23 protein-coding genes and 1 tRNA gene are annotated in these 22,416 nt (G+C 49.2%); 16 read left to right on the top strand and 8 right to left on the bottom strand.

Annotated elements, in window-relative coordinates; translation table 11 throughout:
• Nucleotides 1–16: 16 nt before the first annotated feature.
• Nucleotides 17–427 (bottom strand): MerR family transcriptional regulator, encoded by a 411-nt coding sequence (locus tag OMP95_RS00355; RefSeq protein ID WP_266324711.1) that lies wholly within the window; start codon nucleotides 425–427, stop codon nucleotides 17–19.
• Nucleotides 428–712: 285 nt separating this feature from the next.
• On the opposite strand from OMP95_RS00355, the gene OMP95_RS12490 reads away from it, so the two are divergent.
• The 8 genes from OMP95_RS12490 (at nucleotide 713) to OMP95_RS00320 (ending at nucleotide 5,231) form a co-directional block, all read left to right on the top strand.
• The gene (locus OMP95_RS12490; RefSeq protein ID WP_323135095.1) at nucleotides 713–937 is read left to right on the top strand and encodes a GDCCVxC domain-containing (seleno)protein; all 225 of its coding nucleotides are present in this window, start codon (nucleotides 713–715) and stop codon (nucleotides 935–937) included.
• A complete protein-coding gene (locus OMP95_RS00350) occupies nucleotides 930–1,322 on the top strand; it encodes a hypothetical protein (protein ID WP_266324709.1) in 393 nt (130 codons plus the stop codon). The genes OMP95_RS12490 and OMP95_RS00350 overlap by 8 nt, the downstream gene beginning before the upstream one ends.
• A gap of 173 nt (nucleotides 1,323–1,495) precedes the next feature.
• Nucleotides 1,496–1,798, top strand: coding sequence for a heavy-metal-associated domain-containing protein (locus tag OMP95_RS00345; RefSeq protein ID WP_266324707.1), 303 nt, complete (start codon nucleotides 1,496–1,498; stop codon nucleotides 1,796–1,798).
• Entirely contained in the window at nucleotides 1,779–2,504 is a 726-nt protein-coding gene (locus OMP95_RS00340) for a hypothetical protein (protein WP_266324706.1), read from the top strand. Before OMP95_RS00345 ends, OMP95_RS00340 begins: the two co-directional genes overlap by 20 nt.
• Nucleotides 2,505–2,777: 273 nt before the next feature.
• Nucleotides 2,778–3,269 carry a hypothetical protein gene (locus OMP95_RS00335; RefSeq protein ID WP_266324705.1) on the top strand — a complete coding sequence of 164 codons (492 nt, stop codon included), beginning with the start codon at nucleotides 2,778–2,780 and terminating at the stop codon, nucleotides 3,267–3,269.
• 159 nt (nucleotides 3,270–3,428) lie between these two features.
• Complete coding sequence (locus tag OMP95_RS00330) at nucleotides 3,429–4,142, top strand: lycopene cyclase domain-containing protein (protein WP_266324703.1); 714 nt, start codon at nucleotides 3,429–3,431, stop codon at nucleotides 4,140–4,142.
• Nucleotides 4,143–4,257: 115 nt separating this feature from the next.
• Entirely contained in the window at nucleotides 4,258–4,488 is a 231-nt protein-coding gene (locus OMP95_RS00325; RefSeq protein ID WP_266324701.1) for a DUF2933 domain-containing protein, read from the top strand.
• Between the two features lie 122 nt (nucleotides 4,489–4,610).
• On the top strand, nucleotides 4,611–5,231 hold the full coding sequence (locus OMP95_RS00320) for a class I SAM-dependent methyltransferase (protein ID WP_266324699.1): 621 nt from the start codon (nucleotides 4,611–4,613) through the stop codon (nucleotides 5,229–5,231).
• Nucleotides 5,232–5,486: 255 nt separating this feature from the next.
• On the opposite strand, the gene OMP95_RS00315 is transcribed toward OMP95_RS00320, so the two are convergent.
• Nucleotides 5,487–5,741 (bottom strand): DUF5676 family membrane protein, encoded by a 255-nt coding sequence (locus tag OMP95_RS00315; protein WP_266324697.1) that lies wholly within the window; start codon nucleotides 5,739–5,741, stop codon nucleotides 5,487–5,489.
• 469 nt (nucleotides 5,742–6,210) lie between these two features.
• On the opposite strand from OMP95_RS00315, the gene OMP95_RS00310 reads away from it, so the two are divergent.
• The 7 genes from OMP95_RS00310 to OMP95_RS00280 all read left to right on the top strand — a co-directional run bounded on the left by OMP95_RS00310 (nucleotide 6,211) and on the right by OMP95_RS00280 (nucleotide 16,154).
• Nucleotides 6,211–6,606, top strand: coding sequence for a hypothetical protein (locus tag OMP95_RS00310; RefSeq protein ID WP_266324695.1), 396 nt, complete (start codon nucleotides 6,211–6,213; stop codon nucleotides 6,604–6,606).
• 11 nt (nucleotides 6,607–6,617) lie between these two features.
• On the top strand, nucleotides 6,618–6,974 hold the full coding sequence (locus OMP95_RS00305) for a hypothetical protein (RefSeq protein ID WP_266324693.1): 357 nt from the start codon (nucleotides 6,618–6,620) through the stop codon (nucleotides 6,972–6,974).
• A 116-nt stretch (nucleotides 6,975–7,090) separates the two neighbouring features.
• Nucleotides 7,091–8,446: a TolC family protein gene (locus tag OMP95_RS00300; RefSeq protein ID WP_266324691.1), complete on the top strand. Its 1,356-nt coding sequence runs from the start codon at nucleotides 7,091–7,093 to the stop codon at nucleotides 8,444–8,446.
• On the top strand, nucleotides 8,439–9,935 hold the full coding sequence (locus tag OMP95_RS00295) for an efflux RND transporter periplasmic adaptor subunit (RefSeq protein ID WP_266324689.1): 1,497 nt from the start codon (nucleotides 8,439–8,441) through the stop codon (nucleotides 9,933–9,935). The genes OMP95_RS00300 and OMP95_RS00295 overlap by 8 nt, the downstream gene beginning before the upstream one ends.
• Nucleotides 9,936–9,939: 4 nt before the next feature.
• On the top strand, nucleotides 9,940–13,095 hold the full coding sequence (locus OMP95_RS00290; RefSeq protein ID WP_266324687.1) for an efflux RND transporter permease subunit: 3,156 nt from the start codon (nucleotides 9,940–9,942) through the stop codon (nucleotides 13,093–13,095).
• Nucleotides 13,088–13,666 carry a DUF2231 domain-containing protein gene (locus tag OMP95_RS00285; RefSeq protein WP_266324685.1) on the top strand — a complete coding sequence of 193 codons (579 nt, stop codon included), beginning with the start codon at nucleotides 13,088–13,090 and terminating at the stop codon, nucleotides 13,664–13,666. The genes OMP95_RS00290 and OMP95_RS00285 overlap by 8 nt, the downstream gene beginning before the upstream one ends.
• Before the next feature lie 34 nt (nucleotides 13,667–13,700).
• The gene (locus tag OMP95_RS00280; RefSeq protein ID WP_266324683.1) at nucleotides 13,701–16,154 is read left to right on the top strand and encodes a heavy metal translocating P-type ATPase; all 2,454 of its coding nucleotides are present in this window, start codon (nucleotides 13,701–13,703) and stop codon (nucleotides 16,152–16,154) included.
• Between the two features lie 49 nt (nucleotides 16,155–16,203).
• Here the strand turns inward: OMP95_RS00280 and OMP95_RS00275 are convergent, their stop codons facing one another.
• The 4 genes from OMP95_RS00275 to OMP95_RS00260 all read right to left on the bottom strand — a co-directional run bounded on the left by OMP95_RS00275 (nucleotide 16,204) and on the right by OMP95_RS00260 (nucleotide 18,990).
• Complete coding sequence (locus tag OMP95_RS00275) at nucleotides 16,204–17,019, bottom strand: formate dehydrogenase accessory sulfurtransferase FdhD (protein ID WP_266324681.1); 816 nt, start codon at nucleotides 17,017–17,019, stop codon at nucleotides 16,204–16,206.
• Nucleotides 17,003–18,013, bottom strand: coding sequence for a GTP 3',8-cyclase MoaA (gene moaA, locus OMP95_RS00270; protein ID WP_266324679.1), 1,011 nt, complete (start codon nucleotides 18,011–18,013; stop codon nucleotides 17,003–17,005). Before moaA ends, OMP95_RS00275 begins: the two co-directional genes overlap by 17 nt.
• A gap of 15 nt (nucleotides 18,014–18,028) precedes the next feature.
• On the bottom strand, nucleotides 18,029–18,244 hold the full coding sequence (locus tag OMP95_RS00265) for a DUF2892 domain-containing protein (RefSeq protein ID WP_266324677.1): 216 nt from the start codon (nucleotides 18,242–18,244) through the stop codon (nucleotides 18,029–18,031).
• A 74-nt stretch (nucleotides 18,245–18,318) separates the two neighbouring features.
• Entirely contained in the window at nucleotides 18,319–18,990 is a 672-nt protein-coding gene (locus OMP95_RS00260; protein ID WP_266324675.1) for a Bax inhibitor-1/YccA family protein, read from the bottom strand.
• Between the two features lie 160 nt (nucleotides 18,991–19,150).
• On the opposite strand from OMP95_RS00260, the gene OMP95_RS00255 reads away from it, so the two are divergent.
• A tRNA-Ser gene (locus OMP95_RS00255) sits at nucleotides 19,151–19,240 on the top strand.
• Between the two features lie 79 nt (nucleotides 19,241–19,319).
• Here the strand turns inward: OMP95_RS00255 and OMP95_RS00250 are convergent.
• Together OMP95_RS00250 and glgP are read right to left on the bottom strand one after the other, a co-directional pair.
• Complete coding sequence (locus OMP95_RS00250) at nucleotides 19,320–20,675, bottom strand: MBL fold metallo-hydrolase RNA specificity domain-containing protein (protein WP_266324673.1); 1,356 nt, start codon at nucleotides 20,673–20,675, stop codon at nucleotides 19,320–19,322.
• A 48-nt stretch (nucleotides 20,676–20,723) separates the two neighbouring features.
• Nucleotides 20,724–22,412 (bottom strand): alpha-glucan family phosphorylase, encoded by a 1,689-nt coding sequence (gene glgP, locus OMP95_RS00245; protein ID WP_266324671.1) that lies wholly within the window; start codon nucleotides 22,410–22,412, stop codon nucleotides 20,724–20,726.
• Between the last annotated feature and the right edge of the window lie 4 nt (nucleotides 22,413–22,416).

Below are 22,416 nucleotides of genomic sequence, written 5' to 3'. Positions count from 1 at the left end.
CAAAGTCTTGCTTTCTTTATTTATCGACATAAAGCGCATCAATAATCGGACAATCATTGATTGAATAGCCGCTCCCCTGACATCGATCAGCCATGTCGCTTAATGCCCGCTGCAATCGCTGCAAGTCAGTAATTTTCTTTTCAATCGTACTGATTTGCGTGGTAGCCATGACGTTGACTTCACCGCAGTTATGATCCGGCTCGTCAATAAATTTCAACAACTCACGAACCTGCTCGATATTGAATCCCAGCTCACGGCTGCGGCGGATAAAGTGAAGCCGTTTAACGTGCGATAAATTATAAACCCGATGGCCGCCTGCCGTTCGCGACGGTTCCGGCATCAGCCCTTTTTGTTCATAAAAACGCACGGTTTCAACGTTGCAGTCTGCCTGTTTTGCCAGCTGTCCGGTAGTAAAGATATTTTTCATCGAAACACTTGATCCTGTAGTTACTACGGGTTTCATACTAACAATAGACCGAATGAGGAAGAAAAAGTTATAGGCACCTCTAAAAACAGCCTTTTTACTCCGGGCATCCTGCCCTACGCCTCTTCGAGGCCAGCTGGGGCTGTTCCAATTTGCTCCTGCGAATTGGTCCGCGATGGCGGCGTTGTCGCTGTACTCGAATCCTCATGTACTCATTTGTATACTGCGGTTCTCCGCGCAGTGCCGCCTTGCCCTCACGAAAAAATTCTAATTTTTAGAGGTACCCTTATGAAAGACATCATCCTGTATTCAGAATTAACCTGTCCCGAATGCGGCCAGCAGCAAACCTGCCTGATGCCGAGCGATGCCTGCCAGTGGTTTTATGAATGCGTTCACTGCCACTGTGTACTGAAACCGAAACATGGCGATTGCTGCGTATTCTGCTCTTATGGTTCGGCCCCCTGCCCGCCGGTTCAGATGAATATCAATGAGGGAGGTTGCCACTGTGATTAAACTTCACTGGAGTACCAAACCCTATTTACGTTGGCTGACATTATTGACCAGCAGCACGACGCTGTTGTGCTGCACTTTGCCAATTCTTTTGGTCACACTCGGTTCTGGCGCATTTGTTGCCGGGTTAAGATACGACTGGCCTTTCCTGATATTTTTGTCAGAACATAAATACTGGACTTTAACGCTCGCAGCTTTACTGTTGGGACTACTGGCCTGGTTTATCTGGCGTCCCGGCCAAAGCTGCCCGAGCGAGCCTGCGCTGGCAGACTACTGCGTACAAGCCCAACGCTGGAACAAAGGCATATTCTGGATCAGCGTTTCTATTTGGTCAGTCGGCTTTTTCTTCAGCGTTATCTTGCTGCCTTTACGACAATTATTCGGCTAGAAGCCTGTCCCGAGAACAGCGACCATAGCGAGGGCAAGGAATTTTGAGTTCAGTTTTCGATCATTTTTGGCAAATAGCGGACTCTCTTCAACAAAAATTATCGGGGTGTGGGCAAAAGGCCTTGTTCGCAGTAGGTTAGTTTGTTCTCGGACAGTCTCCTGGGGAGGTGGATAATGAAAACCTTAATAATGACAACGCTGCTGGCCGGCGCACTGCTGCTGCAAACAACCATGGCCAGAACAATAGAAATAGAGGTACACGGCATGACCTGCGCCTTTTGTGTCGACAGTCTGGAGAAAAAATTTAAAAACATGGATGCTGTTTCCAGCGTCGAAATCAGCCTTAAATCGAATAAAATCCGGCTTAAAACGGATGAAAATCAGCCCAGCATCGACACTATCCGGCAGACAATTCTCGACACCGGGTTTACCCCTGTTCATATCGAGATACTGAGCGATGAAGACGAACAAAATTAAGGCTTGTCTGCTGCTTCTGTCAGGCTTGGCAATCATGCCCGCCGCCACCGCTATGGGACTGCGCTCGTTCGTCGCCCTGCCTGTTGATAAAGGCGGTACCGTGGTTCGTTTCTCTTACGAGCATGAAAAAGAAACCGATATTAATATCATGACCACAAATGCAGCATACGGCTTCACCGGCCATCAAACTTTGCTGCTGGGCATGCCTTACCGGCTATCGCCCGCAGGCCAGGACCGCCAAGGTGATTTTTCCGTGCTGTACCGGCATATTGTATGGCAGGACGATAAAGCCTCATCGACCTCACGGTTGGGCCTACTGGGTGGCGCCATCATGCCAACGGAACATGATCGTGATGCCGCTGCCCAGGCCGGCTTTGTCTATACCCACTTTAAAGGCCGTTATGAAATCGATATCGATGCTTTATATCAGGCGGGTCTGGACGAAAGACCCGACAGTGGTCGTTACGATCTATCCTGGCAATATCGACTTTCTCCGGTTGATCGCCCGGACTGGGGGCTCGTGCCGGAACTCTATGGCGTTATCGAACTCAATGGCCGCTGGCTTGAGGGCAATGAAACCACCAACCAGCTCACCACCGGCCTGCAGTGGATACATCAAAAATGGGTGTTAGAAGGTGGGATAGTTAACGATATCGATCATGATAACGGCCTGATTTATCTATTAAGCACACGTTTCCATTTTTAATATCGGCAGATTAACTTCCCTGCTCTCCCGCATACTCCATGGATGCTGACCACGTTAAACAATAGACAAATCACACGGCCTGTTATACGTTGACTTAAAGCATCCCGTTAACGGATTGAGAAAAATAAGTTATCTCTTTATTCACTTTTGCACCGAATAACGAGCCAGAATAAATAATATTTTTCATAGTTTCTCACACCCAGAAAATAAAATATGGAATTATGCGGTAGAAGATCTTATTAAGTTAGTGTTCAGCGTCCAGGGAGTAAAGCTATGTCTCGACACCTCGCAAAATACACAGACACTTTGGCCAAATGCATGATTAATTATCAGTTCGTAGAGGAAAGCCTTAAGTTTTGCCTCTACCGATGCCAAGCGATAATTAAATTTCGACTGTGGGACATACTGCCTTATGAAGTTCAGTTAAAAAGTATTGATGATGCTGCATTAGGGCGGCTTATCGATCAATACAAGGCTTTTACCAAAAATGAACCTTTAATCAAGCAGCTCAGAATCATCAAGAATCATCGTGACTTCTGCGCTCATCAAGGATTCTTACTAACCGGCGACGAACAAAAAGACGATCAGTATTTGGCGGAAAAAAAACAAGAACTAGAGGTATTCTTATCGGAGTCACAAAAATGCATGGATATGCTTAAAGAAGAAATGGATTTGGTAGGCAGTCTGGTTGAGCAGGTATATGCAAGGCTCTGTGCTGAACAAGCAGCCCCGGTGGACGCTGATATCGTTCCTCCACTGAGCTGAGTGTTAGCCCGTTCGAGTTTAGCTCCAGATGCTTCTTCAGAGGAGGCGGCGGCTTATGATTTTCAGAGACTGTAACCATCTCTGTATAGCTACTTATCACAAGGCAATCTGCTGCAACACAATTACCTCCACGTAACACTGAACGCCACGAGGCAAAAAATGGACGAACAATATATCTGGTTATTTTGGGCAACCGCATTTTTAATACCTTGGCTGATATTGTATGGGTGGTTTCCCCGTTACCGGGCTGTCATGTTCAGAATGAGCCTTATCACCATGCTGTTTGGTTTGACCGAGCCGTTGTTTGTCCCCGAATACTGGTCACCACCCAGCCTCTTTAATCTCGCCATCAAGACCGGCTTTGATCTCGAAAGCCTGATTTTCTGCTTTGGAATCGGGGGTGTCGGTGCCGTTTTTTACAATATAGTGTCAGGACGTAACTTATATCCCGTGTCACCTTGGGAACGGCATCATGCTGTACATCGTTATCATCTGCTGGCCATCAGCATACCGTTTATCGTGTTCCCGATTTTAGCCGTAATGGCTCCCTGGAATATTATTTACACGGCTATTATCGCCATGGTGGCGGGCGGCATCGCCAACAGTTTATGCCGGCGGGATCTGGCTCTGAAAAGTCTGATAGGCAGCGCTTTATTCCTGGCTTATTACACTGTATTTATCGTCGGACTGGAGTGGCTGGCGCCCGGCTATATCGAACGGGTATGGAATCTGGCAGTGTTAAGCGAGCTGTTTGTATTCGGTATTCCAATTGAAGAAATGCTGTTTGCAGCCAGTTTCGGTTATTACTGGACCGGGCTCTATGAACATATCAGCTGGCAAAAAGATACCCCTGCCGTGCCCTCTGCCGTATAACGATAAAGCAGCTTTAAGCTGCTGGTATGGGTTAACGCTAAGCTCAAGGCTCAAGGCTCAAGGCTCAAGGCTCAAGGGTCAGCCAACATGATTTTCACTGATAAGGAATAATGACATGCATCCACATCATCAAACCGTACCTAAAGGTTTTGTTGCCTGGTTTTTGTCATGGCGCGGCGTTGTCCTGACTGTTGTTTTGGCAGCGATCAGTTACTGGTTACTGACCGAGCATTTTTATCACTTTGCGCTGTTCTTGCCCTATTTAATCCTGCTGGCTTGTCCGTTGATGCATATTTTCGGTCACGGACATGGTAAACATCATGGCAAAGAATCAACTGATGAATAACAGAGCTCAAGAGGCCACCCAGCTTGATTTGTTACCCCCCTGGTTTCCCAGACATGCTGTTAACTGCAATTTGAAAGTAATAGACAAATAAAACAGTCTGCCTGAAAGTTATCCGGAGTTCTATGCACACGAAAAAACATTGGGAAAAAATCTATTCAACAAAGGCCACAAACAAGGTCAGTTGGTTTCAGCAGCATGCGGAACATTCGCTGAAGTTAATCCGAAAAGCCAACACGCCAGCAACAGCCTCAATTATTGATGTGGGCGGTGGCGCCTCAATACTCGTTGACGAGCTGCTGGCTGATGGTTATCAAAACATCACGGTGCTTGATATCGCCAGAGAAGCGTTATCCTCTGCCAGAACCAGACTGGGCGATCGACAATCCGAAGTGCAGTGGCTGGAGGCCAATATCCTGGATACCGAGCTTCCTGATCGGGCATACGATCTCTGGCATGACAGGGCTGTCTTCCATTTTCTCACCAGTCCGGAGGACCGGCACACCTATATCAGAACCATGCTTCGTTCGGTCAAACAAGGCGGGCTCATCATCATCGCGACCTTTGCAGAAGACGGCCCGACCACATGCAGCGGTCTTCCCGTTATGCGCTATAGCGTTGAAGAACTACATGCAGAAGTTGGTGACTCGTTTCTTCTGCTCGGCCATGAGCGCGAGTTGCACCAGACTCCAACAGGTAATGAGCAAAGTTTTATCTACTGTTTATTTCGGAAAACTGTTCCGTAGAATGTTGAAATCAATGACCCTATTGATTCCTGCCGCTGGTTTCACGAGAAACCGGTTGTCATTCTGTTCACCGTCGTGGTCCTGGCGGTCAAGCCCTTTTTTTATTTCTATATCATAGTGATTTTAGGGTTGGAATTAAGAAATACTGTCCGCAGCCAATTACGGTTATTACTGAATCGGTCTCTATGAGCAAATCAGCTGGCAAAAAGATACGCCTCCAGCAGTTGCCGGCCGTTCATAGTATTTAGCAGAACGTTATAGCAGTTTGTTATAGATTAACGCTACCAACCAGCCTGTTACCCCGGCAACGATAGTCCAGCCAATCAGGCCATAAAACAACACAAGTGGCCCGATATGCCATTGCATACCTGATAAGTCGCTATGCAGCATATGTCCTGACATTTGCATCATGCTGCCAGGTAAGGCGATGACTAACAAACTACATATTACCCAGCCAATCGCAAAGGTAGCCGCCCATGCCAGACCGAACTTTATTGCATCCAGTTTCATAACACTCTCCTTTACCTTATCCCAAGTCCTATATTACCCTTGCCAGCCCAAAGGGTATAGAACAGGATGATCATGTAAACCAAAGGCTTACCATACAAACAGAGCTTCGTTATTGTTGAAAAATCATGATCCTAAAAAGCAGACTGGAAAGAAAGTGAACATCAACTAATTAATAAGTATCTAGCACAATGCTGCCGATAATTTGGGGCCCTTATAACTAAGCCTATGCAACTACGTAAAAAGCAAAAGCCCCAGGAGTCGAAACAGAGTATCTACTGGTTATCACAGTGGGACTGGATTGCATCCCACTGCGGTTTGTCACCTCGTGGTTGAAATGACGGGCTGTCTGGGACACCCTAGGTTAATCATAGGACTTCCCATGCAGGACCGTGAAAACCATTTATAGCCCGCACAGAACTTATTCGATTATGATGTGCCTATATCCAAGTTATTAACAGGGAGCAGTTCATTGAAATTCAGCCTTATCATTTCATTGCTTTTTATCTCATTCGCCGCCCAGGCGGGTAATGTCTATCGTCATAGTGATGATACGCTGCAAAAACTCTATTCAGAGTTACATTATCTTCATCAGGCTGGTCAGGAAATCCATGAAAAATATGATGTTAATAACGATCTTTCTCAGTTGAAAGCCTGTCAGTCGGAATTTGGCTATATTTCTACCCGAGCTAAGGCTACAATAGGCATTGCTAACCGTCTGGATAGCCCGAATAAAGAAAAATATATCGCCACCGGCTGGAAAGCTTTTGAATGCATCAAATGCACAGGCGATGTGACAAGTTGTGATGCGATTCCGCCGACGCTGGAAATCATCGAAGCAGAGTTCAAACAACAGCGAGCACAATAAGGTAATCAAGTTTGGCTAAACTGGCTAAAAATTTGATGTTGATTTATCTGGCGATGGTGTTGTCATTATCACCGCTGATGGCCAATGCCATGCCTGATATGCCCGCTGAAGCCGACAATGCAGCGATGATGGCCGAGATGGATATGAACGCCTGCCATCACCAGCAAGACAACAAGAAATGCGGTCATTGCGATGATACGCATAAGTGCAACGCTTCTCACAGCGGCTGTTTCACCAGCACTGCCATAGCCACCCAAACTTATCAGTTGTCTGTTGTCCGGAGCCTGTATCTTGCCCCCCTGACAGTGGCTGATAAACATCCCCTGCAAGTAATCTCCCTGTTATTCAGACCCCCTATATCCGCCTGATCTGATCCTGCTTTTTTAATGGTGTCGATAAAGCCCATGCTTTATCTGCCCGACTGAAAGCTGAGTCGCTGCGTGCTTATCACGCTGTATTTATCCTTATTTCAGGGTAAAAGATCATGTGTAACTTACATCATTTATTAACTAAAGCTTTATGCCTGTCTCTGCTATTTATAGTGGTAACGCCCTCTTTTGCAGACGAATTGGACCTGGCCCTGCCGGAACAAACCGAACAGACTGAACAACAGTCAATCACCACAAAATCGCTGAGTCTTGAACAGGCGTTAAGACTGGTTGAACAGGATAATCCCGGGCTGGCTGAAATGCAGGCCCGGGCGGAGGCAATGGCAGCTGTTCCTTCACAGGCCGGCACCCTGCCCGATCCCGTTATCAGTTTTGGTCTGGCTAATATGCCGGTAGACAGTTTCGATATCGGTCAGGAACCGATGACCCAGTGGCAGCTCGGTATCAGTCAGCAATTGCCTTATCCCGGCAAACTGGCATTACAGGAAAAAACTGCCAGCCTGCTTGCTGATGCGGCTGTTCAAGATACAGCCGAATTTCGTCAGCATCTGCTGCGTGATGTGAAAACATTATGGTGGCGGCTTTTCTATCTCGATAAAGCCATTGGTATCGTCGATCTGAATAAAACCCTGCTCAGGCAATTTGTTGAAATCGCCCAGGTAAAATACCGCGTCGGCCAGGGTTTACAGCAGGACGTGTTACTGGCTCAGCTGGAATTATCGAAGCTAATCGACCGTGATATTCAACTGCTCAGCATGCGTGAGCAGGAAGCTGCCCGTCTTAATGCCTTGCTGAACCGCCCCACTGACACGCATATTGAATTACCTCGGCAGGAACAAAACGAACTGGCACTGCCGGCATTGAAACCCAGGCACCAAATCTTTGAACTGGCCAAAGAAAACCGCCCCGTTCTCGAACAGCAACGGCGGCTGGTTGATGCCGCACAAACACGCAAACAACTCGCTGAAAAAGATCTGTTACCGGACTTCAAACTGTCTGCCGGCTACGGTCTGCGTCGGGGCCATGATATTGATCGCTCATCCCGCAGTGATTTTCTGTCATTGCAACTCGGTGTCAGTGTGCCTTTGTTTGCCGAGCGCAAGCAGAAAATGGCGATATCCCAGCGTAACAGCGAAGTGAAACGACAACAGTTTGCGTTGCAGGATGAATGGACGTCAGTGCAGTCGGACATCAGCACATCAATAACCGCCTATCAGCAGGCCAGAAAGCAGCAGGCATTACTGCAAACCGGCATTATCCCGCAGGCCCGTCAAACCGTGGCCTCAATGCTGGCAGGTTATCAGGTGAACAAGGTCGACTTTCTCAACCTGGTTCGCGCCCAAATTACCCTCTATAACTACGAAACCACGCTCTGGCAGGTGATCAGCGAAGCGAAAACGACGCTCGCCAAATTGACTGCCAGTGTTGGTGAGGACGATCTCCATGAATAAAATTATCACTGCCTTGCTGTTTCTGCTTATCGGTATTGCTACCGGCGCGGGGGCGTTGTTTTGGTACAACCAGCACATGTCCACGCCCATGACGGATCGGGATCAGATGCCTGCTGAAGAAGCTAACCCCCTGTTCTATCGCAACCCGATGAATCCGGACATCACCTCAGCGGTACCGATGAAAGATGATATGGGCATGAATTACATTCCGGTTTATGCCGACGATAAACAAAAACAAACGACAAAAAAGCCGAAAATATTGTTTTACCGTCACCCGATGAACCCGGACATCACCTCAGCGGTACCGATGAAAGATGATATGGGCATGGATTATATTCCGGTTTATGCCGACGATGATTCGATACCGCCAAACGAAGCGATCGGCACCGTCAGAATCGATCCGGTCACTGTACAAAATATCGGCGTCCGTACCGCTGAAGCCAAAGTTCAAGCTTTGTCGCACAATATTCGTACCGTCGGCAAGGTGAGCTATAACGAAGAACGTATCACTCGCCTGCATCCAAAAACGGAAGGCTGGATCCAGAAACTATTTGTCGACAAAACCGGTATGACAGTGAAGAAAAACACCATGCTACTGAGTATTTATTCCCCGCAATTGGTGACCAGTAGCCAGGAATACCTTTTGGCACTGAAAAGCGCTGAGACCCTGAAAGAAAGTCCGTTTAAGGACATTCGTCTCAGTGCTGAGCAAATGGCGAGTTCAGCTCGTGAAAGACTGGAGCTGCTTGATGTGCCTGAACATCAGATTCGTGATTTGGAACAAACCGGCAATATTCAAAAGGATCTGCATATTCATTCGCCTTTCAATGGCACGGTTATTCATATCGGTGCCCGTGAAGGTCAATATGTTACCCCCCAAACCGAACTCTTCATGCTGGCTGATTTAAGCAAAGTCTGGGTGATTGCCCAGGTTTACGAATCTGATCTGCCCTGGGTGCAGGTAAATGATCCGGTGGAGATGCGCCTCACCGCCTTTCCCGGTAAAGTTTTTAAAGGATTTTTATCCTATATCTACCCTTATGCCGAATCCAAAACCCGTACTATCAAGGTCAGACTGGTATTTGATAACCCTGATTTGCTGCTGAAACCCGATACCCTTGCCAATGTGACCATCAAAACACAGCAACAAATGGATGCGGTGACGGTGCCATCAGAAGCGATTATCCGCTCCGGAGAACAAGAGCAGGTGTTCGTGGTACGCGGGCCGGGAAAATATGAGCCGAGACCGGTACAAACCGGGCTGGCGGCTGATGGCATGACACAGGTCCTGGAAGGCGTTAAGGCAGGTGAACAAGTCGTCACCTCTAGCCAGTTCCTGATCGACTCCGAATCCAAACTGCGCGAATCCACCGCCAAGATGCTGGAAGCGATGCAAGCTGAAAAGGCGGATATTGACGACGCCATGACCATGCCGGATACCCAGCCAGCGATGGATATGAAAGAACAACAACCTGGCAAGGAGCAGTGATAAGATGATTAAACAGATTATTGCAGCTTCAATACGGGAAAAATTCCTGGTTTTACTCACCACGATATTACTGATAATCGGAGGTGTCTGGGCCGTCAAAAATATCGCGCTGGATGCAATACCGGATTTATCCGATATTCAGGTTATTGTATTGACCGAATATCCCGGTCAGGCACCGCAGGTAGTGGAAGATCAAGTCACTTACCCACTGACCACGGCGATGCTGGCAGTGCCTAAAACCAAATCGGTACGGGGTTATTCCCTGTTCGGCTTGTCCTTTGTTTATATTATTTTCGAAGACGGTACCGATATGTACTGGGCGCGATCACGGGTTTTGGAATACCTTAACTATGTCAGCGGCCGACTGCCCAAGGAAGTCACGCCCACACTGGGGCCGGATGCCACCGGGGTCGGTTGGGTTTATGAATATGCCTTGATTGATAAAACAGGTCGCCATGATCTGTCACAACTGCGTTCGATTCAGGACTGGTATTTTCGCTATCCTTTACAGACCGTGGATGGTGTCGCAGAAGTCGCCGCTATCGGCGGATTTGTTAAACAGTATCAGGTAGAAGTCGATCCTAATGCCCTGCTCAACTACAACATTCCATTGTCCAAGGTAAAACAGGCAATTCAGCGCTCCAATATGGATGTTGGCGGCAAGCTGATAGAAATGGCCGAAACCGAATATATGGTGCGCGGTTTGGGTTATATCCAGTCACTGGAGGATATCCGTTCCATTGCCATCAGCGTGACGGAAGACGGCACACCGATTCGGCTTGAAGATATCGCCCAGGTTCAGCTTGGCCCGGAGTTGCGCCGGGGCCTGGCCGAATTAAATGGGGAAGGTGAAGTCGCCGGTGGCGTCATCGTCATGCGTTACGGCGAAAATGCGTTGACCACCATCGACAATGTCAAAAGCAAATTACGCGAACTGGAAAAAGGTCTGCCCGCCGGGGTTGAGATTGTGCCGGTGTATGACCGCAGCACACTGATTCACCGGGCGGTGGATAACCTGAAAGAGAAACTGATTGAAGAATCACTGATTGTAAGTCTGATCTGCATCATTTTCCTGTTACATGCCCGCTCTGCATTTGTCGCAATCATCACCTTGCCGATAGGCATTCTGCTCGCCTTTATGATCATGAAATGGCAAGGAATCAACGCCAACATCATGTCGCTGGGCGGCATTGCTATTGCAATCGGGGCGATGGTCGATGGTGCGATTGTCATGATAGAAAATGCCCATAAACATCTGGAAGCCGCAACCAGGGAAAAGAAACAGCCATTGACCGAACCCGAACGCTGGCTGAACATCAGTCATGCTGCCATGGAAGTCGGCCCGGCCCTGTTTTTCTCGCTGATGATTATTACCGTGTCTTTCCTGCCGGTATTTACCTTACAGGCCCAGGAAGGCCGCTTGTTCGGTCCATTGGCATTTACCAAAACCTATTCGATGGCGGCGGCGGCGCTATTGGCCATTACTTTAATACCGGTGCTGATGGGGCTTTTTATTCGCGGCAAAATCCTCGCCGAAAGCAAGAACCCGATCAACCGGCTCTTGCATTTTGTTCATACCCCGATACTACGACTGGCCATCCGCTGGCGCTGGCTTACATTGCTGCTGGCCATCGCGATCTTGGCTGTCACCATTACACCGTTTACCAAACTGGGCAGCGAATTTATGCCGCCGCTGGATGAAGGTGATATTTTATATATGCCGATCACTAACCCGGGGCTGTCGATCAGCAAAGCACGCGAATTATTACAACAGACCGATAAAATTCTGCGTACTTTTCCAGAAGTCGATCAGGTGTTCGGTAAAGCCGGTCGCGCTGAAACAGCGACCGATCCAGCCCCCCTGTCGATGTTTGAAACTACGGTGAAGCTCAAAGATCGTCGCCAATGGCCCAATCCCGATAAAAGCACACGTGAGCTGATGAACGAAATGGATAAAGCAATTCAGTTTCCGGGCCTGAATAACAGTTGGACCATGCCGATCAAAACCCGTATCGATATGCTGTCGACCGGTATTAAAACACCGGTCGGCATCAAAATCAGCGGACCCGACATCAATGAACTGGAGCGACTGGCAGGAGAAGTGGAACGGCTTATGAAGCAATTACCGGATACCTTGTCAGCCTTCGGCGACAAAGCAGCAGGCGGTTATTACGTTGATATTGATATCAATCGCGAACAACTCGCTCGTTACGGACTGCATATTGCCGATGTGCAGGATGTGATTCAGACCGCAATCGGTGGCATGAATATCACACACACTGTCGAAGGACTGGAACGTTATCCTGTTAACCTACGTTATCCGCGCGATTTGCGTGACAACCTGAATGAATTGCAACGGATTTTGATCGCCACCCCAACCGGCGCCCAAATTCCATTAACCCAGGTGGCCGAATTGAAATTACGCCGCGGTGCACCGGTGATAAAAACAGAAGATTCCCGCCCCAATGCCTGGGTGTATGTGGATATCAGGACCGACGACATCGGCGGTTATGTCAACCATGCCAAACAACTTGTTGATGAACAGATCTCGTTACCCGCCGGTTATACCTTGTCATGGTCAGGTCAGTTTGAATATCTGCAACGTGCTGCGCAGCGACTGCGTATTGTGATTCCGGTCACTTTACTGTTGATTTTCTTACTGTTGTATATGAACTTCCGCAATATCAGCGCACCGCTGGTAGTGATGTTGTCGATTCCGTTTGCCTGCGCAGGCGGTGTGTGGCTAGTTTATCTGCTCGGTTTCAATCTATCCGTCGCCGTTGCCGTTGGTTTTATTGCTTTGGCGGGCGTTGCCGCTGAAATAGGGGTGCTGGTTTTGACCTTTATTGATCAGAAAATCGCCCATTTCCGCCAACAAAAAACCGATACTGAGCAAAGGCTCAGCAAACAGGAAATCATGCAGGCGGCATTGGCTGGCACTTCAGAACGGGTCAGGCCGGTAGTGATGACCGCCACGGCGATTACCGCAGGTCTGTTGCCGATTATGTGGGGCGGCGGTACCGGTTCCGATGTCATGCAACGCATAGCGGCGCCGATGGTCGGCGGTATGATCAGTGTCACCATACTGAGTTTGCTCGTGTTACCGGTTGTTTATGCTTTGGTATTGCAAATAAAAGAACTAAGGAAGAATCATGATTGAAATTATTCCCAACTGGCACCCTATTCTGGTGCACTTTACCGTCGGGCTGTTGTTCACCGCCGTGTTGTTTTATTTAGCCCGCAATTTGCTTGCTGAGCAACATCCCTGGCGGCAGCAGTGGCTTCAGATGGCCAACTGGAGTTTGTGGTCCGGTTGTCTGTTTACGGTAGCCACGGTTTTGGCCGGCATTATTGCCTTTAACACCGTCGACCATGACAGTACTTCCCATACCGCCATGTCATTACATCGCAACTGGGCCTTGCCGACCGCGGCTTTGTTTATTGTCTTGGGTATTGCTGCGATCATGCTGGTTCGGAAACAACAAAAACCGGGTTGGCGGTTTCTTTCATTTTCAGCTGTCGCAGCAATCATGTTGCTGATTACCGCTTACCTTGGTGCCGAAGTCGTTTACCGTCATGGTATCGGCGTGATGTCGCTGCCTGATGTCGAAGCCGATTCGGCCCATCACAATCATAACCATTCAGATCATGAGACAGATCAACAACAACACAATCACGATAAAGAAGCGGTTGCAGCCGAGCCCGAACATAAGCATGATCACACTCATTAAACCATTTACAGCCTAAGCAACGGGAGTATCCCATATGGCCACAGATCCGGTGTGCGGTATGCAGGTAGACGCGGAAACCGCACTCTATCACGCCAGACATAACAATCAGGATTACGTGTTCTGCTCACAGCATTGCATGAACAATTTCAAAGCGAATCCGGCTTATTATCTGCATGATAACAAAAGGGAAAAATCCTGCTGCGGCGGCCATGGCCATGCACCTCATTCTCACTCTCATGCTCACGAGATATCAGCCGACAAGGACAGTGATTATATCTGTCCGATGTGTGAAGGTGTCCGGCAGAAAGGCCCGGGGTCCTGCCCCAAGTGTGGCATGGCTTTGGAACCCGAATCGCCCTTGCATGCCGCCGGCAAGACTGAATATACCTGCCCCATGCACCCGCAAGTGGTACAGGACCATCCCGGCAACTGCCCTATCTGCGGCATGACTTTGGAAGCACGCACCGTTGAAGCGGAAGAAGATAATGCCGAACTGAAAGATATGTCACGCCGTTTCTGGATCGGGGCGGTATTGGCTTTGCCGGTATTTGTGATAGCGATGGTCATGGATCTGGCTCCACAGTGGTTGCCAGAAACAATCAACCTGCACCAGGTTCAGTGGTTTGAGTTTTTACTTGCTACCCCGGTTGTCCTATGGGCAGGCTGGCCGTTTTTTGTCCGCGCCGTTCTATCAGTAAAAACAATGAACCTGAATATGTTCACGCTGATAGGTCTGGGGGTCGGTGTCGCCTGGCTATACAGTGTGATAGCCCTGCTCCTTCCCGGCGTGTTTCCTGACAGCATGCGCCATGCAGACGGAACCGTTGCCGTGTATTTTGAGGCCGCGGCGGTGATTACCGTTTTGGTATTACTGGGTCAGGTTTTAGAACTAAGAGCACGCAGCCAGACCAATGCCGCTATCAAACTGTTGCTGGGGCTGGCCCCTAAAACGGCCCGTATTGTCACAGATGAGGGGCATGAGCAAGATATTCCGCTGGAACAAGTACAAGTCGGCGATAAACTGCGTATTCGTCCCGGCGAGAAAATCCCGGTGGATGGCGTGGTAGTTGAAGGTGAGAGTACAGTCGATGAATCCATGGTCACCGGCGAACCGATACCGGTGTCAAAAACAGCCAATGACAAATTGATCGGCGCCACCGTTAACGCTACCGGCACTTTACTGATGCGCGCCGAACGGGTTGGCAAGGAAACCCTGTTATCCCAGATTGTCACCATGGTGGCTGAAGCCCAGCGCTCCCGCGCGCCTATTCAGAAACTGGTGGATAAAGTGGCGGCTTATTTTGTGCCTGCTGTAGTGTTGATAGCGATCATCACACTGATTGTCTGGTTTTTCTGGGGGCCCGAACCGAAACTGGCGCATGCCATTATCAATGCAGTGGCTGTGTTAATTATCGCTTGCCCCTGTGCCTTGGGTTTAGCCACCCCTATGTCGATCATGGTCGGCACCGGGCGCGGTGCGTCTTCCGGCGTGTTGATTAAAAACGCTGAAGCTTTGGAAGCCATGGAACGAATCAACACCTTAGTCGTGGATAAAACCGGCACACTCACCGAGGGTAAACCCAAGCTGGTCAGCGTTGAAGTCGTGAACAAGCTGTCTGAAACGACCTTATTACAACTGGCTGCCAGCCTGGAACAAGGTAGTGAACACCCGCTGGCAGCGGCGATAGTAGAAGGCGCTAAATCTGAGCAGATAAAGCTCTCAAAAATCACTGACTTCAAATCCCATACCGGTCAGGGCATCAGTGGCAAGATCGACACTCAGCAAGTTGCCTTGGGCAACAGTAGCTTAATGCAGACTCTGGGCATCGACGTGCAGCAATTGGAGGATCGGGCCCGGCAATTACGATCTGAAGGTCAGACTGTGATGCTGGTTGCAGTAGATGGCAAAGCTGCCGGCCTTATTGGCGTAGCCGATCCGATAAAATCCACCACCGAAGAAGCCATCAAAGCCCTGCACAAGGAAGGTATCACGATAGTTATGCTGACCGGTGATAATCATGTGACGGCTAAAGCCGTGGCCGACAAACTGGGTATTGATCAAGTTCAGGCTGATGTCTTGCCTCAGCAAAAAAGCCAGGTTGTCAAAGATCTGCAGGCAGCGGGCAAAATTGTCGCAATGGCCGGTGACGGTATAAATGATGCCCCTGCACTGGCCCAGGCCACCATTGGTATCGCGATGGGTAGTGGAACCGATGTCGCAATGGAAAGTGCCGGCATCACGCTGGTTAAAGGTGATTTACGCGGGATTAATCAGGCGTTAAGGCTAAGTCGGGCCACCATGGTCAATATCAGGCAAAACCTGTTTTTCGCCTTTATTTATAACTCTTTAGGGGTGCCGGTGGCAGCCGGGATTTTATATCCTTTCTTCGGCTTATTGCTGTCACCGATGATTGCTGCCGCGGCAATGAGTTTAAGTTCGGTCTCGGTTATCTCTAATGCACTCAGATTAAGGCGGGCAAGGTTGTAATCCTGTCGGTATCGGTTGATGGTCAAAGAAGTTTGGCCATCTACAACATTTAATGCTGAAACTGTTCCAACCCGTTATAAACCAGAAAGTGCCGGCCTTTGGCACGGGCAACCATGCCGATACCCATTTGTTGGGCCAGCTTCAGGCCCATCTCGGTCACCCCGGAGCGGGACAACAATAAAGGCACTTGCATCTGCGCTACTTTGATTACCATTTCCGAGGTCAGGCGGCCAGTGGTATAAAACACCTTGTCATGGCCTGCTATGCCGTTCAGCCACATCCAGCCGGATATCGCGTCAACCGCATTGTGGCGACCGACATCCTCGACAAAAATCTCGATTTTATCGCCGTTGCACAGGGCACAGCCATGTACTGCCCCGGCCTGTTTGTAGATTTCGTTGTATTCGGTCAGCGCTTTTAAGACCGCATAAATTGATTCCGCGCTGAAAACCGGACAATCGAGTTTGAGTTGTGACAATGAATCTATAACATGGCCAAACATGGTGCCCTGACCGCAGCCGCTGGTTACGGTACGTCTTGAAGTCAGTTCTTTGATATTGTCTTTCTGGCGGTGGGTAGTGACAGCCACCGCTTCCACATCCCAATCGACCTGAATCGACTCGATATCTTCCAGACGATCTACCAGCCCCTGATTACGCAAATAGCCCAAAGTCAACAATTCTGGCTGTGAGCCCAAAGTCATCAACGTGACAATTTCATGGCTGTCCAGATAAACGGTTAACGGTCGCTCGCCGGTCAGCGACATCTCGCGGAATTGACCATTTTCATCCACTACCTGGGTGGTATGCAGGCTATGTATGCCGGCATCGGTCATTTGGGGACGGTAATTAGCCACCTGTAACATTCATATGCCTGAAAATAATCGGTTGCGCCTGAATATCAAACTCATGGCCTTTCGGTTTGATATCCATAGACTTGATGATAGCCTGTTTCAGCTTGTCGCTGTCGCCGGGATGACGACGGATAATATCACGCAGATCCATTGAGTGCTCTTGTCCCAGGCACAGTAACAAACGTCCTTCAGTGGTAACACGAACCCGGTTACAGCTTGAACAAAAATTATGGCTGTGTGGTGAAATAAAACCGATACGGCTATCAGTACCTGCCATCTGATAATAACGAGAAGGACCGCCAGTAGTAGTAATACTCGGTTGCAAATCAAAGTGTTGCCGCAATGTTCTCAACACTTCATCACTGGAACAGTAACTCTCACCGCGCTCGTGATCGACATGGCCCAATGGCATTTCTTCGATATAGGAAATATCCATCTCATTGTCGATGGCAAATTTAGCCAAATCGGTAATTTCATCATCATTGCGGCCTTTCATAATCACCGCATTAAGTTTGATCCGTTTAAAACCAGCCTGTTTTGCCGCGTCGATACCCGCCAGCACCGTATCGAGTTCACCGGTTCGAGTCAGCGCTTTAAACCGATCAGGCTGCAGCGAATCGAGGCTGATATTGATACGATCCACGCCGGCAGCAACTAACGATTGTGCATGTTTGGGCAGTTGTGAACCATTGGTGGTCAGCGTCAATTCTTTCAGTGCTGTATCCCGTTTCAGTTGGCCGATCTGCTCAAACAACCAGTCAACATTACGTCTTACCAAAGGCTCGCCCCCGGTAATACGCACCTTTTCCACACCCAACTCGCAAAACGCACGCAACAGAAAGACAATTTCCTCCAGGGTCAACAATTGCTGACGCGGCAGAAAGGTCATTTCTTCATCCATGCAGTAAACACAACGAAAATCACAACGATCGGTGATGGACATACGCACGTATGTCACCTTCCGCTCGAAGCGATCAATCAATTGTGTTTTTGTTTTGTCAGCCATCTGTCTCTCTATAATTCAGACCGAATCTTTATGTTCGGGAACATCACAGCTTTTATTCGCTGTTGAAAACCCAAACAAGGCGTATGCACCACAACGACCGGTCAGACCGTTTATCAGCAGCGCCAGGCCCAATAACACCCACCAACTCTGATAATACAGGGTAGCTACTATTATAGCTGTCCCCACTGCAATCCGTAAAAGACGATCGACATTGCCCAGGTTCTTGTTCATTGTGCACGCCCCATATAAACAAGCCCCGCTATTGCAGGGCTTATTTAATTAAAAATGAACTTGACTCAGTTCAATCAGTCATCACCGGAAAATGCGCCCAACAAATGCAGCAGGCTCATAAACAGATTGTAGATACTGACATACAAAGTCACAGTCGCCATGATGTAGTTGGTTTCGCCGCCGTTGACGATCTGGCTGGTTTCAAACAGGATCAAACCTGCCATCAGCAAAACAAACATCGCTGATACAGCTAAAGACAGGCCCGGCATTTCAAAGAAAATGGCAGCCATTCCGGCCAGGAACGCAACCAGAATACCGACAAACAGGAAACCGCCCATAAAGCTGAAATCTTTCTGACTTTTCACCGCGTAAGCTGACAAGCCAAAGAAAATGATACCGGTGCCACCCAAGGCCTGCATCACGATTTCATGACCATTCGGCAGTCCCAGATAGGCGTTAACAACGGGCCCTAACGTCAATCCCATAAAACCGGTTAATGCGAATACAGATACCAAGCCCCAGGCACTGTTACGCAGTTTCGCGGTCAGGAACAACAGACCAAAATAACCTACCAGGGTAATGATTATGCCCGGATGTGGCAGATTAAACGCCATCGACAGTCCCGCTGTCATAGCACTGAATACCAGCGTCATCGCCAGCAAGCTATATGTGTTACGCAGCAACTTGTTGGTCTGAATAACTGACTGTTGTGAACGTACAACGGTCGATTGAGCATCGTAATTCATCAGAGTGTCTCCATTACTGTTATGTTGATGATTAATGTCTATTGAACTGACAACATCCTACTCTATAAGTTCTAAATGGCAATAGCGCTGGTGATTGATTCGATAAAGTTTATTTTGACGGTTGTGTTACAGGGGCATTATCTGTATTATTTCGCGTCTTGGAGGGTTGACAGAGCGGTTGAATGTACCGGTCTTGAAAACCGGCGTGGGTTAACGCCCACCCAGGGTTCGAATCCCTGACCCTCCGCCATCACACTCAAAAAGGCGTATTTTGTTTGCTGGCTAGACAGCTGATGAAATACGCCTTTTTATTACGCCTTCTCCAGCGCCTATAATCTCAGAATACTCCGGTAATCAGCTATTTCAACATCATAAGCTGTTGTTTGCCGCAGATGGTCCCGCATGGCTTCCAGCGCATCGGGTTCACCATGGACCAGTTTGATGGCGGTATTTTTTTTCAGTTTTGACCGACGCAACCAATCTTGCATTTCGACATAGTCGGCATGGCCCGATAAGCCGTGAATAACTTCAATCCTGGCTTTGACAGGAATCCAGTCACCGTGAATCTTGACCGTTTCGGCACCGGCAAGCATTTTGGCGCCGCGGGTACCGCCCGCCTGAAATCCGGTGAACAATACCGTGGTGCGATGGTTGCGCAGCAGTCGTTTGAAATGATGCAGAATACGACCACCTGTCGCCATACCACTGCCTGCAATAATGATATGGGGATACTGCAAATCAGCCAGTGCCTTGGATTCCTCCACGCTGCGTGTATAGGTCGCTATTTCGCACATATCGTGACACTGTGCAGAACTCAGCCGGTGATAACGCGCATAATGACAGTAGATATCGGCCACGCTGATAGCCATAGGGCTGTCCAGGTAAACCGGTAAGGCGGGGATACGACCTGAAGCTTTCAACACTGCCAACAAATGTTGCAAGGCCTGAGCACGACCCACCGCAAAACTCGGTATCAACAATATGCCGCCATTTTGAGCCGTTTCATTAACTACTGCGGTAAGCTGATCAAATGGGTCGATATCTGAATGGCGACGATCACCATAGGTCGATTCCATCAATAATAAATCGAGCTCGGGTAGCGGCTCAGGCGGCTTCATCAATATATCATTCGACCTGCCGACATCACCTGAGAACCCGATGCGTTTGCCCTCAACCTCAATAATAAGACTGCCTGCTCCCAGAATATGTCCCGCTCCCTGCAAGTACAACGTGAGATCACCTATTGAAAATGTTTCTCCAAACTCGACGGTCTTAAACAGCTCCATTGAACGTTCGGCAGTAGCGCGGTCATACAATGGCTCCGGTTTTGCGTGTTTGCTCAGTTTATGTCGTGCATAAAATTCAGCGTCCTGCTCCTGAATATGGCCGCTGTCCGGCAATAAAATACTGCACAGATCTTTGCTCGCCGAATGAGTAAAAACGGGGTGGCGATAGCCATGTTGGTACATCACGGGAATATAGCCGGAATGATCCAGATGGGCGTGCGTTAATACGATAGCGTCCAGCTTGTCGATATCCAGTGGCAACGGTTGCCAGTTGCGTTCACGCAGCCATTTGTAACCCTGAAACAAACCGCAATCGACCAGGATTTTTGTCTCCCCGCTCTCCACTAAAAACTTGGAGCCGGTCACGGTTTCGGTCCCCCCCAGGAAAGTGATTCTCATATCCCAGTCTCCGCCAACCCAGTAAGTATCAGATACCTGCCATCAAGCTTAACGTACGTATGCATCGCTGGCATAGCGGCGCATCATCCGGTGGCTGTTGAAAAAGGAAGCGTTTTTGGCAATCGCGCTTTTCATAACGGCGATCCAGCCGCTGCGATTGTCATAAAAAAGCGGTAACACCACCTTCTCAAGCTTGTGATAGAAAGAGTCTGCATCATCCTCTCGCGGTTCGCCATTGCCGATGGCCCAGCCAGTCACGCCCTCAATACAGCCCTCGGACCACCAGCCATCCAACACACTCAGGTTGGGCACACCGTTAAACGCGGCTTTCATCCCGCTGGTACCAGACGCTTCCCATGGCGGCAAGGGCGTGTTAAGCCAGACATCGACACCTGCGACCATGGCAGCGGCCAGCGCCATATTGTAATCAGGCAGAAAAACCACGGGGACATCTCCTGCCAGTTCACGGATATGCGCATGGATCACTTCAATGGCACGCTTACCTTCCTGGTCACGCGGATGTGCCTTGCCAGCCATGATGATTTGAAAAGGCCGCTTCTTCGCAATGGTCTTGAGACGTTTGATATCGCTGAATAACAGCTCCGGGCGTTTATAGGCCGTCATGCGTCGGGCAAATCCGAGAGTACATATATCTGGATCGAGCTGCACGCCAGTCAGGGTCTCCACTTGCTCGAGCAGTGCTAGTTTGGCCTTTAAATGTGCCTGCCAGATATCGTCATCAGCAATGCAACAGTCGGTACGAACCAGCAACTCAGGTTCATGGCACCAGCCCGGCAGTTGAGCATCATAGAGCTTGGCAAACGCCGGATGTGTCCAACCAAAAGGATGCACACCATTGGTTACCGCTCTGACACGGTAACCAGGAAACAGACGACGTGATGTCTCAGCATGACGCTTTGCGACGCCATTGACATACTCGCTGCTGTTCATTGCCAGCCTAGTCATATTAAGCTCATCTGCACCAGCCAGCCGTTTCAGCGTTACCAGATCCACAAAATCATCCAGTATCCGCTGAACCAAGTCATAGGAATACTTGTCATGACCGGCCTCTACAGGAGTGTGGGTGGTGAAGTTACACAATTCACGAACGCGCGGAATATCGTATGGGGTGTCGCCGAACTGCAAATCTTGGCTGGGATATGCGTGACGGTTCAGCAATTCCAGACACAACAAGGCAGCATGGCCTTCATTCAGATGAAACTGACGCACCCGGAAACCGAGAGCATGAAGCATGCGCGCGCCACCGATACCTAGCACGATCTCCTGCTTGAGCCGGTAAGTTTCGTCACCGCCATAAAGATAATGAGTAAGCTCACGGTCCGCCGGGGTATTCTCCGGCAAATCGGTATCAAGCAAAATCACCGGCTGACGCCCGCCCATATGACCTTCCAGCACATAAAGCCAACCGCCCACCCAGACATTTCTGCCCTCAATCGGTACGGCAACCCGAGCCTGTAACGGCCGTGCCGAGGTTGCCGGGTCCCAGAAGTCAGGCGCTTCACTCTGACGGCCGCTATCGTTAAGATACTGCCGAAAGTAACCGGCGCGGCTGACGAGACTCACTGTAACCAGCGGCAGCTCAAGATCGGCACACGAGCGTACGGTGTCACCGGCCAGTATGCCCAGACCACCACTGTAGGTGGGAATATCGGATCGCAACGCGATCTCCATTGTGAAATAGGCAATACGCTCAGGATGCATGAATTCATTATTCATAACT

The organism is Methylophaga sp. OBS4 (genome assembly GCF_026319305.1).
Lineage (GTDB): Bacteria > Pseudomonadota > Gammaproteobacteria > Nitrosococcales > Methylophagaceae > Methylophaga.
The sequence above is the reverse complement of the archived record's forward strand: the minus strand, read 5'-3'. Positions and strand labels throughout refer to the sequence as shown.

Bases quoted from the DNA above. Each gene is read 5' to 3' on its own strand.
- OMP95_RS12490 (WP_323135095.1), top strand. From the start codon at position 713: ATGAAAGACATCATCCTGTATTCAGAATTAACCTGTCCCGAATGCGGC.
- OMP95_RS00295 (WP_266324689.1), top strand. From the start codon at position 8,439: ATGAATAAAATTATCACTGCCTTGCTGTTTCTGCTTATCGGTATTGCT.
- OMP95_RS00345 (WP_266324707.1), top strand. From the start codon at position 1,496: ATGAAAACCTTAATAATGACAACGCTGCTGGCCGGCGCACTGCTGCTG.
- OMP95_RS00320 (WP_266324699.1), top strand. From the start codon at position 4,611: ATGCACACGAAAAAACATTGGGAAAAAATCTATTCAACAAAGGCCACA.
- OMP95_RS00280 (WP_266324683.1), top strand. From the start codon at position 13,701: ATGGCCACAGATCCGGTGTGCGGTATGCAGGTAGACGCGGAAACCGCA.
- OMP95_RS00300 (WP_266324691.1), top strand. From the start codon at position 7,091: ATGTGTAACTTACATCATTTATTAACTAAAGCTTTATGCCTGTCTCTG.
- OMP95_RS00290 (WP_266324687.1), top strand. From the start codon at position 9,940: ATGATTAAACAGATTATTGCAGCTTCAATACGGGAAAAATTCCTGGTT.
- OMP95_RS00250 (WP_266324673.1), bottom strand. From the start codon at position 20,675: ATGAGAATCACTTTCCTGGGGGGGACCGAAACCGTGACCGGCTCCAAG.
- moaA (WP_266324679.1), bottom strand. From the start codon at position 18,013: ATGGCTGACAAAACAAAAACACAATTGATTGATCGCTTCGAGCGGAAG.
- OMP95_RS00275 (WP_266324681.1), bottom strand. From the start codon at position 17,019: ATGTTACAGGTGGCTAATTACCGTCCCCAAATGACCGATGCCGGCATA.
- OMP95_RS00355 (WP_266324711.1), bottom strand. From the start codon at position 427: ATGAAAAATATCTTTACTACCGGACAGCTGGCAAAACAGGCAGACTGC.
- OMP95_RS00330 (WP_266324703.1), top strand. From the start codon at position 3,429: ATGGACGAACAATATATCTGGTTATTTTGGGCAACCGCATTTTTAATA.
- OMP95_RS00325 (WP_266324701.1), top strand. From the start codon at position 4,258: ATGCATCCACATCATCAAACCGTACCTAAAGGTTTTGTTGCCTGGTTT.
- OMP95_RS00335 (WP_266324705.1), top strand. From the start codon at position 2,778: ATGTCTCGACACCTCGCAAAATACACAGACACTTTGGCCAAATGCATG.
- OMP95_RS00315 (WP_266324697.1), bottom strand. From the start codon at position 5,741: ATGAAACTGGATGCAATAAAGTTCGGTCTGGCATGGGCGGCTACCTTT.
- OMP95_RS00265 (WP_266324677.1), bottom strand. From the start codon at position 18,244: ATGAACAAGAACCTGGGCAATGTCGATCGTCTTTTACGGATTGCAGTG.
- glgP (WP_266324671.1), bottom strand. From the start codon at position 22,412: ATGAATAATGAATTCATGCATCCTGAGCGTATTGCCTATTTCACAATG.
- OMP95_RS00285 (WP_266324685.1), top strand. From the start codon at position 13,088: ATGATTGAAATTATTCCCAACTGGCACCCTATTCTGGTGCACTTTACC.
- OMP95_RS00340 (WP_266324706.1), top strand. From the start codon at position 1,779: ATGAAGACGAACAAAATTAAGGCTTGTCTGCTGCTTCTGTCAGGCTTG.
- OMP95_RS00260 (WP_266324675.1), bottom strand. From the start codon at position 18,990: ATGAATTACGATGCTCAATCGACCGTTGTACGTTCACAACAGTCAGTT.